The sequence below is a fragment of the Janthinobacterium sp. OK676 genome (assembly GCF_900103595.1).
Classification (GTDB): domain Bacteria; phylum Pseudomonadota; class Gammaproteobacteria; order Burkholderiales; family Burkholderiaceae_D; genus Janthinobacterium.
Genome location: NZ_FNHA01000006.1, coordinates 53,380 through 66,945 on the forward strand (window position 1 = coordinate 53,380; position 13,566 = coordinate 66,945).

The following is a 13,566-nucleotide window of genomic DNA, read 5'->3' on the forward strand; positions in this document are numbered from 1 at the left end:
GATTGTATCAGCGGCCCAGGCGGAAGTTCACGCTGTCCGGACGCCCCGGCAAGTGCAGGCGCGATTGCGCGCGCGGCGCCTCGCTGACGACTTTCCCGCGGCGCAGCACCAGGCGCCGCGCCGCGCGCAGACGCAGCGCTTCCACGGTGCTGCCGCAATCGAGGATCAGCAAATCCGCATGGCAGCCGGGCGCGATGCCGTAGCCGTCGAGACCCAGGATGGTCGCCGGCGTCTCGGTGACGGCCAGGAAGCAGTCGTGCATCGCTTGCTGGCCCGTCATCTGCGCCACGTGCAGCCCCATGTGCGCCACTTCCAGCATGTCGCCCGAACCGAGGCTGTACCACGGGTCCATCACGCAGTCGTGGCCAAACGCGACGGGGATGCCGGCGGCCAGCATTTCGGGCACGCGCGTCATGCCGCGCCGCTTTGGATACGTATCGTGGCGCGCCTGCAGGGTGATGTTGATGAGGGGATTGGCGATGGCCGCCACGCCCGCCTCGCGGATCAGCGGCAGCAGCTTGCTCACATAATAATTGTCCATCGAATGCATGGACGTCAGGTGCGAGCCCGTCACCCTGCCCTGCATGCCAAGGCGCTGGCTGTGGAAGGCCAGGGTTTCGATGTGGCGCGACAGCGGGTCATCCGACTCGTCGCAATGCATGTCGACCATCAGGCCCCGCTCGCAGGCGAATTCGCACAACAGGCGCACGGATTCCGCGCCGTCGGCCATGGTGCGCTCGAAATGCGGGATGCCGCCCACCACATCGACGCCCATGGCGATCGCGCGTTTCAGATTGTCGAAGGCGCCGGCGCTGCGCAGGATGCCGTCCTGCGGAAAGGCCACCAGCTGCAAATCGAGATACGGCGCCACTTGCCGCTTGACGTCGAGCAGCGCTTCGACGGCCAGCAGGCGCGGATCGCAGATATCGACGTGCGAGCGGATGGCCAGCAAGCCGCGCGCCACGGCCCAGTCGCAATACTGCAAGGCCCGTTCGATCAGCGCATCCTGCGTCAGCTGCGGTTTCAGTTCGCCCCACAACGCGATGCCTTCGAGCAGGGTGCCGGACGCGTTCACGCGCGGCAAGCCATAGCTGAGCGTGGCGTCCATGTGGAAGTGGGCGTCGACGAACGGCGGCGTGACGAGGTCGCCGGCGGCGTCGATCTCTTGCGCGCCCCGCACGGGCAAGGCGGGGCCGACGGCGGCGATGCGGCCGCCCTCGATGGCGATATCGATGGCGCGGCGCCCGTCGGGCAGGCTGGCATTGCGGATGACAAGGTCCATGCGGACACTCCTTCGGTTGACTACGGTACCTGGCGCTTCGAGTAGATTGTCCTCTTGGCTTGCTCAAGGATGCTGCGGTGCACGAATATCGTCACTGTCAAAAGCGTAGCCATAGATTCCCTGACAACGCTTTGCGCACGCGCAAACTTTTGGCAAATGCTGCCAGGCGCATGAATACCAGCATGCACGGGGCACACGCCCTTGAGAAAATAGCTTTCAACTAACTCGAATCACCGCTAGAATATTCATATTGCGTTGCATCATAAAAAGTCTATGATCAGCTGTTTAGCACGCTACCTACTTTACAAAACGCGGCCAACTCTGGTTTTCGGGATTTTGCAGAGCGTTTTGCCAGCATTTTAATCCGTACAAAGGAGTAAATATGTTTCCGCTTCCTGAACAATTTTCCAGCGCCGCCAAGTCGCAACTGGAAAGCCAGCTGCAAATCTTCAGCACCCTCACCAGCAAAGTCTTTGAAAGCGCCGAGAAAATCATCGCGCTGAACCTGAACGCCGGCAAGGCCGCCATCTCGCAGACGGCGGAGACGGCACAGCACCTGCTGGAAACGCAGGACCCGCGCGACTTCTTCAGCTACAGCAGCAGCCAGGCGCAGCCGAATATCGAAAGCGTGCTGGCCTACAGCCGACAGCTGTTCGGCATCGCCTCGAGCACCCAGGCGGAATTGCTGGCCTCGGCCAAGGCCCGCCTCGACGAAGCCGCGCCTGTCGCCGCAACCGCTCCTGCTCCTGCTCCGGCAGCGGCCAAGCCTGCGCTGGCCGCTGCACCGGCGCCTGCCGCTGCCGCTCCTGCTGCTGCGCCGGCGCCGGCGCCGGCAGCGGCACCTGCCCCCGTTGCCGCCAAGCCTGCCGAAGTAGCCAAGGCAGCATCCGCCCCCGTTACTGCGCCGGCAGCCAAATCCGAAGCAGCGCCTGCCAAGGTTGCCGAGAAAACTGCCGACAAGCCCGCCGTGAAAGCGGTGGAAGCCAAACCGGCAGCCAAGCCGGAAGCGGCCAAGCCTGCACCTGCACCTGCGAAAGCCGCCGCGCCGGCACCAGCCAAGCCGGCCGCCAAGCCAGCCAGCGTCGCCGGCAAGACCGTGGCCAAGGCCGCCGTCAAGCACGCCCCTGCCCCAGCCGCCAAGCCGGCAGCCAAGGCAGCGCCCAAGGGCACGCCATCGAAACAGCTCGACATGCTGAGTGGTGGCAAAGGCAGCGGCCGCAAGTAAGCTCGCGCACAACGCTGATGCGTCAAAACAACGGGCTACGGCCCGTTTTTTGCGTGCCCGTCCACAGCGCGCTTTTCCGCCTTGTTGTATCCTACGCGTACTTTCCGTCCGCGTGCCCGTCCTTCCGCCCCGCGACACCCCATTACTCAAAACAAAAGGTAACCATGAGTTTATCGAGGCTCATCGCCGGCTTCGTGCGTCAGCATTGGCCGGCGTATGCCGCCGCTGCCGTCATGCTGACGGGCGTGGCAACACTGACCGTCTGGATCCCGCGCCGCGTGGGCGCCATCATCGACGCGCTGGCCGCGCACCGCATGACAACGGCCGAACTGTGGCTTGAGCTGCTGACCCTGCTCGCCGTCGGCGTCGTCATCTATTTCCTGCGCGTGGGCTGGCGCATCACCCTGTTCAAGGCCGCCTACCAGCTGGGCGTGATGCTGCGCACGCGCTTTTACACGCGCATGTCGCAGCAGGGCGCGTCGTTCTACCAGAACCAGCGCACGGGCGACCTGATGGCGCTGGCGACGAACGACATCGACGCCATCGAAATGGCCGCCGGCGAAGCCATGCTGGCCGGCTTCGACGGCACACTGACCTTGCTGATGGTGCTGGGTATCATGCTGCTGGGCGTGGACTGGCGCCTGGCCTGCATCGCCCTCCTGCCCTTCCCGCTGATGGGACTGGCCTTCTGGCGCATCTCGAGCCATATCCATACGGCGTCCACGGATTCCTTAAAGCGCTTTTCGGCGCTGAACGACCATGTGCAAGAGTCATTGTCGGGCGTGCGCACCTTGCGCGCGCTGGGCCTGGAAGAGCGCAGCAGCAAGCAGTTTTCCGCCCTGGCCGGCCACGCAGCCAACGCCAGCCTGACGGCGCAGCGCTGGGAAGCGGCGTACGAACCGGCCGTCGGCCTGACCCTGACGGCCGCCACCGCGCTGACCCTGGGCCTGGGCGGCTACCTCGTGTGGCAGAACCAGCTGACCATCGGCGCGCTGACGAGCTTTTCCATGTACCTGGGGCAGCTGATCTGGCCCATGTTCGCCGCCGGCTGGGTGCTCTCGCTCATCGAACGGGGCCGCGCCGCCTGGCAGCGGCTGCAACCGATGCTGGACGCGCCGCTGGCCATCGACGACCACGGCACGATTGCCGCGCTCACGCCCGGTCCCCTGCAATTGCGGGACGTCGGCTTTGCGTATGCGGGCCAGACGGCGCCGGCCCTGTCCGGCATTTCGCTGCGCCTGCTGCCGGGCCAGACCCTGGGCCTCGTCGGACCCACGGGCAGCGGCAAGTCGACCCTGCTGCGCGTGCTGCTGCGCCAGGTGACGCCGCAGTCGGGCACGGCCACGTGGAACGGCCATGCGCTCGACGCCTACACCCTGCATGCGCTGCGCGCGGCCATCAGCTGGGTGCCGCAGGAGTCGTTTTTATTCTCCGCCACCATCGCCGACAATATCGCCCTGGCCCGGCCCGGCGCCACGCGCGAGGAAGTGGAACGGGCGGCGCAGCTGGCCGACATCCATGCCGACATTTTGCAGTTCCCCGATGGCTATCAGACGCACGTGGGTGAAAAGGGCATCACCCTGTCCGGCGGCCAGCGCCAGCGCGTGGCGATCGCCCGCGCCCTGCTGGCCGACAACGGCTTGCTGCTGCTCGACGATGCGCTGTCCGCCGTCGACACAGGCACGGAAACGCGCATCCTGCAGCACCTGGAAGAACTGCGCGCGCGCCGCCCCGAGCGCAGCGCCATCATCGCCAGCCACCGCCTGAGCGCCGTCGTCAATGCGGACCTGATCCTGGTCCTGCGCGACGGCCACGTCACGGAAACGGGCAACCACGACGCGCTGATGCAGCGCGACGGCTGGTATGCCAGCCAGTGGCGCTATCAACAACTGGAAGCCAGCCTCGATGCCATCTAAGACCGACCAAGCCACCACCGCCACGCAATCCGTGCGCCGCCAGGCCGCGCAAGCGATCGGCCTGCTGCGCCGCGCCGCCGCGCCCGACCTGCGCCATTTATACTGGGCCACGTTCTGGCTGATCATCGCCGCCGCCCTCGAGGTGACGGGGCCGATCCTGGGCAAGGCCCTGATCGACCAGCACCTGTTGCCGCGTAACCTGGACTGGACGCGCATGTCCTTGCTGCTGGGCGGCTGCCTGCTGACGGGCTGGGTCGCGTCCGGCCTGCGCTATCTGCAGCTGGTGCGCCTGTCCGGCCTGGCCATGCGCTCGGTGCAGCGCCTGCGCGAAACCGTCTACCAGCACGTGCTGCGCCTGCCGATGAGTTTTTTCGACCGCGCCATCACGGGCCAGCTGGTCAGCCGCGTCACCAACGACACGGAAGCGGTCAAGTCCCTGTACGTGCAGGTGCTGTTCGTCATCCTCGACAGCTCCATCGTCCTGATCGGCACCATGGCCGCCATGGCTTTCCTCGACTGGCGCTTGATGCTGATCGTGCTGGCCCTGCTGCCGGCCGTGCTGGTCATCGTCTTTTTGTACCAGCGCTGGAGCGCGCCGGCCGTCACGCGCGCGCGCGCCCTGCGCAGCGAGATCAACGGCCAGATCGCCGAATCGATCGGCGGCATGAGCGTGCTGCAGGCGAATAACGCGGAAAAGCGCTTCGGCGCGCGCTTCACGGGCATCAACCAGGACCACTACACGGCGCGCATGCAGGAATTGCGCGCCAACGCCTGGCTGCTGCGCCCCGCGCTCGACATGCTCAACATCGTGCTGCTGGCCGTTGTCATCTTCAGCTTCGGCCGGCGCGAAATGGGCGCCGTGGAAGTGGGCGTGCTGTATGCGTTCATCAGCTACATCGCGCGCGTGATCGAACCGCTGATCCAGATCACCATGCAGTTCAGCCAGCTGCAGCAATCGGTGGTGGCCACGGCGCGCGTCTCGGCCCTGCTCGACGAAGCGCAGGCGCTCGAGCACGCGCAGGGACGGGAAACGCCGGCCCTGCGGCAGGCGCAAACGGGCAGCGAGCTGCCCGCCGTCGACATCCGGAAGCTGACCTTCGCCTACGTGGAAAACCAGCCCGTGCTGCACGACCTGTCGCTGACGATACCGCAAGGCGCCTTCTTCGGCATCGTCGGCCACACGGGCAGCGGCAAGTCGACCCTGCTGTCGCTGCTGCTGCGCTTTTATCCCGTCACGCAGGGCAGCATCGCCATCAACGGCGTGGCCCTGGACAGCATCGGCAACGAGCACTTCCGCGCCGACGTGGGCCTGGTGCCGCAAGACCCCTTCCTGCTGGCCGCCTCGGCGCGCGAAAACATCGACATGGGCCGCGGCTACACGCAGGCGCAGATCGAGACGGCCGCGCGCGCCGCCCATGCGCACGACTTCATCGCCGCGCTGGAACACGGCTACGATACGCCGCTGGGCGAAGGCGGCTCGCGCCTGTCGTCGGGGCAGAAGCAGCTGATCGCGATTGCCCGCGCGCTGGCCGGCCAGCCGCGCATCCTGCTGCTCGACGAAGCGACGTCGCGCATCGATAGCCAGACGGAGCAGATCGTGCAACTGGCCCTCAACGAGTTGCGCGGCAAGGTGACCATCATCGCCATCGCCCACCGCCTGTCGACCATCCGCGAGGCCGACCGCATCATCGTGCTCAACCACGGCCGCATCACGGAAGCGGGACCGCACGACGCCCTGATGCAGATCGAAGGCGGCCTGTACCAGCGCCTGTACCTGCTGCAGCAGCTGGCGCAGTAATGGCGCCTTGTCCACGCCCGCCGTGTGCACTTTCGCAAATTTCTGCAGTGCGCATGATATTTCTTGATTGCAACAGAATATAATCTGTTACAGACAAGTGGTTATTGCGGGAGCGGGACGTTGGCAGGCAGACAGAGACGGGCATCATGGCGAAAGGCGCACTGGCTGCTGGTATTGGCCTGCTTGCTGCCGCCTGCCGCCTGCGCCCAGGTCGGCAACCTCGAGCAGTATCTTGCCGCCGTGCACGACGATGGCCGCTTCGTGCCCGCGCGCGCCCTGCAGCGCCTGCAGGAGGTGGAAACGCAGGCGCGCGGCGCTCCCCTGCCCGTACGCGCGGAATTCCTGACCCAACTGAGCAACGCCCGCATGCGCCTGGGGCAGAACGACATCGCCATGCAACTGGCCGAGGAGCTGATCGCCTACGCCCGCCAGAACAGGAACGACGTGGCGCTGGCGAAAGGCATGCTCAACAAGGCTTACATCACGTTTGCTCGCAACGAGCGCCGCGCCTCGCACTTGCTGGCTTTTGAAGCGGAACGCATCGCCAATGGCACGGACGACCTGCCCGTGCGCGTGCAGGCCACCATCAGCGCGGGCCAGTCGTGGGCCGAGGAAGGCAATTTCCCGTTTGCGCTGGCCAAGCTGCAGGCGGCCGTCGACCTGGCGCGCCAGAGCAAATCCCCGTCCAGCCTGGCCGCCGCCCTGAACGCCCTCACCCTGTTGTACACGCAGATGCGCGAATACGACAAGGGCTTCGAGGTGCTCGACGAATTGCTGGCCGTCTCCGGCACCCTGGCATCGCCGGGCCGCATGGCGCAGGCGAAGAATACGGAGTACGGGCTGGCGCTCGACGCGCAGCAGCCGCAGCGGGGCCAGCGCGCCCTGCTGGCGGCCCTGGCGCTGGAACGCCAGCTGGGCGCGCGCGGCATGGTCGCCGTTACCCTCGTCAATCTGTCGGACAGCTACCTGAAGGAAGGCGACTACGCGCGTGCCCTGCGCTTTGCGAATGAAGCCATCACGGCGGCGCGCCTCGTCAACGATGAACAGGTGGAGGCGACGGCGCGGCTCAATATCGGCCAGGCATTGATCGGCCAGGGGCGGCTGCAGGAAGGCAAGCAAAGCGTGGCCACGGGCCTGGCCTATTACGAACGCACGGCCAACCAGCCGGAAATGCAGGCCGTGCTGCTGGAATACGGCATGGCGCTGGAAAAGGCGGGCGACATGCGCGGCGCCGTCACGGCGTATCACCGCGAGCGGGGCATCTCGAACCAGCTGTTCGAGCAGCAGCGGCAAAAGGCCGTGTATGAATTGCAGGAAAAATATGAGGCGGAAAAGAAACAGCGCCAGATCGAGCTGCTGAGCAGGGAGAATCAGCTGAAGAGCACGGAAATCGACAACCGCCGCCTGCAGCAGCGCGTATGGTGGCTGCTGGCGCTGGTGCTGGCCATGGCGTCGGCCATCGTCGGCTTGCTGTACCGCAAGGTGCGCCACGCCAACGTGCAGCTGAAGGTAAAAAACCAGGAACTCAAGCGCCAGAGCTCGCGTGATCCGCTGACGGCCCTGTACAACCGCCGCCATTTTCAGGAATTCATGCGCAGCCATGCGGGCAAGCCGCAGCCATCCTATGCCGGCGCCGACGTCGTGGGCGCGCTGTTCCTGCTCGACGTCGATCATTTCAAGCACATCAACGACGGCTACGGCCATGCGGCGGGCGACCTCGTGCTAACGACGATCGCCGAAACCCTGCACGACGTGTTGCGCGAAACGGACATGATCGTGCGCTGGGGCGGCGAGGAATTCCTCGCCTTCCTGCCGGCCGTCGCCCGTGACGGGCTCGACGATATCGCCCGGCGCATCCTCAATGGCATGGCGGCGCAGGTCATCCATTACCAGGGGCAGGCCATCCAGGTGCACGTGTCCGTGGGATTTGCGCCCTATCCGCTGGCGCCGCTGGGGCGGCCGCTCACGTGGGAACGCAGCGTCAACCTGATCGACATGGCGCTGTACCTGGCCAAGGCGCACGGACGCAACCGGGCGTATGGCTTGCGCGGTTTTCAGAACGTGGAAAAAACGACGCTGGAAGCGGTGGAGCAAGACCTGGAACGCGCGTGGCGCGACGGCTTTGTCGATTTGAGCGTGGTGCTGGGGGGAACGGACGGGGTGGCAAAGACAGAGACGGCCGGGCCAGACGGCCAGGCCAGCGAAGGCGTCGCCGCAGCCGCCATTACCTGACGGCAGCTGCGGGGGGCGCTGAAGACGACGATTACTTGTGCGCGGCGTCCTGCATCTTTTCACCGGCTTTTTCCACTTTCTTGCCCACGGCATCGGCCGCTTCGCTCATTTTCTTGTCGGCGTCAGCGGCGACCTGGTCCATCTTGGCGCCCGTATCGGAAGCGGCCTGGCTCACGGCAGCATCGGCCTTGCTGGCGGCGGCCTTGATGTCGGCTTCAGCCTTGGCAGCGGCCGCATCGATCTTTTGGCCAGCCTGTTCCGCAGGACCTGCGGCGACATCGCTCTTCTTCTGGCAGGCAGCCAGAGCAACGACCATCATGCCGGCGGCACATACGGTCATCCAATTTTTGCTTACTTTCATGATATTCCCTTTCATTGTTATCAAAAGACACAGATCAGTTCGCAATATACACCTGCCTAAAATTTTCTAGCGTGCGCTAACGCACATAAAAACAGGCTTTTGTGGCGTAGTTGTAAGCAATGGTATCTTGATATCTTTCAGCCATGTTTTCCCTGTGCCGAAGGGGGAGCCGGATAGCCATCCGTCAGGGTGTGCAGGAAGGCGATCACGTCGGCGATTTCCGCTTCGTTCAGCGCCGGCGCCTGGCCCGGCTGGCGGTCGAACGGCGCCTCCACGTTCACGTTCGCCGCCAAGCCGGGCGGCAGGTCGTCGTATTTGCGCACCTTGCCGTGTTTATCCGTCGGATACCATTTTTGCGGCGCCGTATCGCGCTGCACGTAAAAGCGCAGCACCTGCTCCAGGCTGTCAAAGCTGCCGTTGTGAAAAAACACCTTGCGCAGGGCGACGTTGCGCAGGGACGGCGTCTTGAAGCTGCCGCAGTACTCCTTGTGCTCCATCAGGTCGGTACGGTCCGGGCCGCACAGTCCCATGTCGAAATACGCCGGGTCCGCGTTGGCCGGCAGCTTGCCATTGCGCGGCACGCCGATATTGATCAAGCCGTAATCCGTAAATTGAGGAAAGGCGCCGCCCGAAGTGAGCTGGCTGATGTGACAGGACGCGCAATTGCCCTTGCGTTCATCGTTGAACAGGGCCAGGCCGCGCGCTTCCTGCGGGCTCAACACGGCCTGCTTGCGCAGCACGGCGTCGTACTTGCTCGAGTACGGATAGAAGTCCGACGGGCTTTCCTGGAACACTTCCAGCGACATCAGCGCCCAGCGCAAGGCCTGGCCAGGCTGCTCGAAGATATCCGCGCCATACGTCTGGCGAAACTGCGCCGCCAGGGGGCCGGCCCGCAGCTTGGCGACGACGTCGGCCGCATCGCGGTTGCCCATCTCGCGCCTGGACAACAAGGGCGCCAGCGCCTGCTCATGGCCGGACTGGGCGCGCCCGTCCCAGTTGCGCCCGCCCGTGGGACCGGCGTCGACGCTGTCGTCGCCATCGTCGTCGTGATAGTGCTCGGTGAACGCGGGCGCCGTCTGCAGGTAGCGCAGCGAGGGCGCCGCGCGCGTGCCCGCATCCTTCAATTCCGGCCCGCCCAACTGCACCGCCAGCCCGTTCGGCGGGCCGTACGCGTGATCGGGGCTGTGGCAGCTGGCGCACGACATTTTGCCTGAGACAGACAGGCTGGGCTCGAAAAACATGGCGCGGCCCATGGCCGTCATCTGGGCCACGGAAGGCTGATGTTTCAGGGCGGGCGCGTAGGCGCCCGACAGATAGGCGGGCTTGGCTGCCGCTTCTTTCTGCGCCGCCGGATGGCAGGCGGCCAGCAGGCAGGCGGCTACAAAGGCAAGCAGCAATGTGGAATTCGTTTTCATCATGGGCTGGCAGCGTAGCAACGGCATGTGACGGCTGCGTGACAAAACCCTGCGAAACCTAATGTATCAAGTCCGTACATTACGTCATGTAACAGGCGCCGACATGTCATGGAGCTGACATATTGCCTGCCTAGCATGCGACGTTTTCCACCCAAAAGGCATGCACATGAAACCGCACTCCCGCCCCGTCTTACGTCCCCTGCCTATCCTGCTGTCGCTGGGCCTGGCCGCCTGCGGCAGCAACTATGCGATCACGCCCAGCACCACGGGCCAGGTGATCGGCAGCTACTATGAAAACGCCCAGGTGTGCCTGGAAAGCGCCACGGCCAAGCTCACGTGCGACGGCGCTTCCGCCGCCGTGCGCACGGCGGCCGACGGCAGCTACACCTTGGACGGCAAGGGCGCCGTGCTGGTGACCGTCGGCACGGACGCCATTCGCCATGAAGTCGTCGGCGACGCGGGCACCAAGGTCACGCAAAAACTGCTTCTGCGCGCACCCGCCGGGCACAGCGCCTTCGTCAGCGCCCTGTCGACAGAGCTGGCGCAAGTCATGGATGGCAATGGCGGCGACTTCGCCTCCGCCAGCGGCAAGCTGGCCGCGCGCATCGGCGTGTCCGAAGCGGGCCTGGCGTCCGACTTCAACAAGGCCAGCGGCGACGAACTGGCGAAACTGAAGGCGGAAAACGCCAGCGTGACGGCCTTGATCGCCAGCGCCAGCGCACAGGCGGCGCCCGCCGACGCGCTGGCCGCCCTGAACGGCGCGCTGGCGCTGAACAATATCCAGACCATCGTCGTCATCTATGCGGAAAACCGCGGCTTCGACAATCTGTACGGCCTGTTCCCGGGCGCGAACGGCGTACCGGGCGTCAATCCCACATCGACGTCCTCGTACGTGCCGCAGAAAGACATCGACGGCAGCACCCTGCCCGTGCTGCCGCCCACCTGGGGCGGCATGACGGCCGCCGGCCAGAGCACCGTCATCACGCAGGCGCAATCGGCCAACCTGCCGAACAAACCGTTCCAGATCGACGACGCCAATAGCGCCCTGTATCTGCCGCAATCGGTGATCACGCGCGACCTGGTCCACCGTTTCTACAACAACCAGATGCAGATCAACGGCGGCGCCAACGACAAGTTCGCGGCCTATTCCGACGCGGGCGGCCTGTCGATGGGCTATTACGACGGCAGCAAGATGCAGCTGTGGGACATCGCGAAACAATATGCGCTGGCCGACAACCTGTTCATCGGCGCGTTCGGCGGCTCCTTCCTCACGCACCAGTACCTGATCTGCGCCTGTGCGCCGACCTACCCGAACGCCGATACCTCGGTGGCGAAAGGCTCGATCGCCAAGATCGACGTCGACGCCAACGGCAACTTCGTGCGCCTGACGCCATCCGCCACGGCGCCAAGCACGGTGCTGAACGGCGCGCCCGCGTATGCCAACGACGGCGCGCTGACGCCGGCCGACAGCACGGGCATGTTCTACGCCGTCAATACCATGCAGCCGCCGTTCCAGCCCAGCAGCAACGCGCCCGCCTCGGGCGACAGCAGCAAGCTGTTTGCGGACACGGGCAAGGCCAACACCCTGCCGCCGCAAACGCAGACGAATATCGGCGACCTGCTCTCTGGCAAGAACATCGACTGGGCCTGGTATGCGGGCGCCTGGAAGGACACGACGGCCCTGGCCACGGCCAGCGCGCGCGCCGGCAGCTTCCCGAATCCGCCCAACTTCCAGTTCCACCACCAGCCGTTCAACTATTTTGCCAACATGGACCCCGTGAAGGCGCCCGCCTACCGCGCCGCCCACCTGCGCGACTTCGACAGCCAGTTCCTGGCCGACGCGGGCGCCGGCAAGCTGCCGCCCGTGGCCTTCTACAAGCCGCAGGGCAATTTGAACCAGCACGCGGGCTATGCCAGCGTGGCCGATGGCGACGCCCACATCGCCAGCGTCATCGCCCAGCTGAAGAAAAGTCCGCAATGGAAGAACATGCTGGTCATCGTCACCTACGATGAAAACGGCGGCTTTTATGACCACGCCGCGCCGCCGAAGGGCGACCGCTGGGGCCCGGGCACCCGCGTGCCGGCCATCCTCGTCTCGCCCTACGTGAAAAAAGGTCTCGTTGACCACACGCAATACGATTCGGCCTCCATCCTGCGCGCCATCACGCACCGCTTCTCGCTGCCCGTGCTCGATGGCTTGAACACGCGCGACAAGGCGCTGGTGGCCAATGGCGGCAAGCCCATGGGCGACTTCAGCGCGGCGCTGGCGCTGGTGCCGCAAGAGTAAGCGTCGATTCACGCGACAACGCAACGCCCGCCCGGCCTGGCCGCGGCGGGCGTTTTACATGCTGGCGCTACTGGCCAGGGGCCGTATCGAGCAGCGAGCGTTCGAGCAATTGCGACAAGGCCGTGCGCAGCGCCTGCGTGCGCGCCGCCAGTTCCGGCCGCTTGTAGCGCTCGGCCGCGATCAGGCTGTTTTCCAGGCAGACGCGGTCGCCCCTGGCCAGGCAGGCGTCGGCCGCATCGAGCTGGGCGCTCGCCTGCGCCACTTTGACCTTGGCGTCGAGCTCCAGGGTGTCGGGATCGTCGCCCCAGCGTTTTACATAGGTGGCCAGGCGCGTCGCGGCCAGCTCCGGCTTGCCCGCGTCGAGCGCCTGGTTGACGCTGCCCTGCAGCGCCAGCCACGCCTGCGCCCGCTGCTGTTGCTTCTCGCAAGTCGCGGCGGACTTGGTGATGCTCGCCTGCAAGCGCTTGATCTGTGCGGCGGGCGCCTTCGCGCTTTTCAGCACGGCCAGCGCGCTGCGCGCCCCGTCCAGGTCGCACTGCGCCGCCAGCGCAGTGGCGGCCTCGACCTGTTCCGCCACGCTGGCCGGCTTGTCGGCCGGCTTGTTATAAAACCAGATACCGGTCAGCACCACCGCCGCCGCGATCCACGTGCGCAGGCGCACGGGCGGGCGCGGCGGCGGCACCGAGCCTTTGCCGGCAAGCTTGGCGGGCGGCGCCTTGGCCGGCGCGGCGGGCGCTGGCGGGACGGGCTTGGGAGCAGGCTGAGACGCGGGCTGCGGCATGGGAATGGGCGCGGGCTGCGCCACGGGCACGGGTAGCGGCATGCGCGGAGGCGCCGGGGGCGGCACCACCGCTTTCTCCAGAACAGGCGCTTGCGCCACCTGGCGCGCGCCGCAAAACGGGCAATGCGCCACGCGCAGGGGCAAGGTACGGCCGCAAGCGGCATTGATGCAAACTTCGTTTACTTTTTCAGACACATTCCGACCTTTGCTGCTCATGCAACAAGGCAGGACATACGATCAATTCGAATGCCCCGTCCGTTGTGCGAGCT

The 13,566-nt window shown here is 65.7% G+C and carries 9 protein-coding genes; 5 read left to right on the top strand and 4 right to left on the bottom strand.

Translation table 11 applies throughout. The features are described 5' to 3' along the window. Positions 1-7: 7 nt before the first annotated feature. Positions 8-1,282 (bottom strand): amidohydrolase family protein, encoded by a 1,275-nt coding sequence (locus BLU39_RS13480; protein WP_092713759.1) that lies wholly within the window; start codon positions 1,280-1,282, stop codon positions 8-10. Positions 1,283-1,664: 382 nt separating this feature from the next. On the opposite strand from BLU39_RS13480, the gene BLU39_RS13485 reads away from it, so the two are divergent. From BLU39_RS13485 to BLU39_RS13500, 4 genes are all read left to right on the top strand, one after another. Further along, complete coding sequence (locus BLU39_RS13485; RefSeq protein ID WP_092713761.1) at positions 1,665-2,507, top strand: phasin family protein; 843 nt, start codon at positions 1,665-1,667, stop codon at positions 2,505-2,507. Between the two features lie 164 nt (positions 2,508-2,671). Then, positions 2,672-4,423, top strand: coding sequence for an ABC transporter ATP-binding protein (locus tag BLU39_RS13490; protein WP_092713763.1), 1,752 nt, complete (start codon positions 2,672-2,674; stop codon positions 4,421-4,423). After that, on the top strand, positions 4,413-6,221 hold the full coding sequence (locus BLU39_RS13495) for an ABC transporter ATP-binding protein (protein ID WP_092713765.1): 1,809 nt from the start codon (positions 4,413-4,415) through the stop codon (positions 6,219-6,221). Before BLU39_RS13490 ends, BLU39_RS13495 begins: the two co-directional genes overlap by 11 nt. Positions 6,222-6,395: 174 nt before the next feature. Further along, positions 6,396-8,453 (top strand): sensor domain-containing diguanylate cyclase, encoded by a 2,058-nt coding sequence (locus tag BLU39_RS13500; protein ID WP_368087024.1) that lies wholly within the window; start codon positions 6,396-6,398, stop codon positions 8,451-8,453. A 31-nt stretch (positions 8,454-8,484) separates the two neighbouring features. On the opposite strand, the gene BLU39_RS13505 is transcribed toward BLU39_RS13500, so the two are convergent. Beyond that, positions 8,485-8,793, bottom strand: a complete 309-nt coding sequence (locus tag BLU39_RS13505) for a hypothetical protein (RefSeq protein WP_232731188.1) — start codon at positions 8,791-8,793, stop codon at positions 8,485-8,487. Between the two features lie 158 nt (positions 8,794-8,951). Continuing rightward, positions 8,952-10,232, bottom strand: a complete 1,281-nt coding sequence (locus BLU39_RS13510) for a cytochrome-c peroxidase (protein ID WP_092713768.1) — start codon at positions 10,230-10,232, stop codon at positions 8,952-8,954. A gap of 163 nt (positions 10,233-10,395) precedes the next feature. Here BLU39_RS13510 and acpA point away from each other — a divergent pair, with 163 nt between their 5' ends. Continuing rightward, positions 10,396-12,516: an acid phosphatase gene (acpA, locus tag BLU39_RS13515; RefSeq protein WP_092713770.1), complete on the top strand. Its 2,121-nt coding sequence runs from the start codon at positions 10,396-10,398 to the stop codon at positions 12,514-12,516. A 67-nt stretch (positions 12,517-12,583) separates the two neighbouring features. Here the strand turns inward: acpA and BLU39_RS13520 are convergent, their stop codons facing one another. Continuing rightward, positions 12,584-13,492: a hypothetical protein gene (locus BLU39_RS13520; RefSeq protein ID WP_139178261.1), complete on the bottom strand. Its 909-nt coding sequence runs from the start codon at positions 13,490-13,492 to the stop codon at positions 12,584-12,586. Between the last annotated feature and the right edge of the window lie 74 nt (positions 13,493-13,566).

What these genes read in the sequence shown, in the direction of transcription:
- BLU39_RS13480 (WP_092713759.1), bottom strand. Translation starts at nt 1,282, where the DNA reads ATGGACCTTGTCATCCGCAATGCCAGCCTGCCCGACGGGCGCCGCGCC.
- BLU39_RS13485 (WP_092713761.1), top strand. Translation starts at nt 1,665, where the DNA reads ATGTTTCCGCTTCCTGAACAATTTTCCAGCGCCGCCAAGTCGCAACTG.
- BLU39_RS13490 (WP_092713763.1), top strand. Translation starts at nt 2,672, where the DNA reads ATGAGTTTATCGAGGCTCATCGCCGGCTTCGTGCGTCAGCATTGGCCG.
- BLU39_RS13495 (WP_092713765.1), top strand. Translation starts at nt 4,413, where the DNA reads ATGCCATCTAAGACCGACCAAGCCACCACCGCCACGCAATCCGTGCGC.
- BLU39_RS13505 (WP_232731188.1), bottom strand. Translation starts at nt 8,793, where the DNA reads ATGACCGTATGTGCCGCCGGCATGATGGTCGTTGCTCTGGCTGCCTGC.
- BLU39_RS13510 (WP_092713768.1), bottom strand. Translation starts at nt 10,232, where the DNA reads ATGATGAAAACGAATTCCACATTGCTGCTTGCCTTTGTAGCCGCCTGC.
- acpA (WP_092713770.1), top strand. Translation starts at nt 10,396, where the DNA reads ATGAAACCGCACTCCCGCCCCGTCTTACGTCCCCTGCCTATCCTGCTG.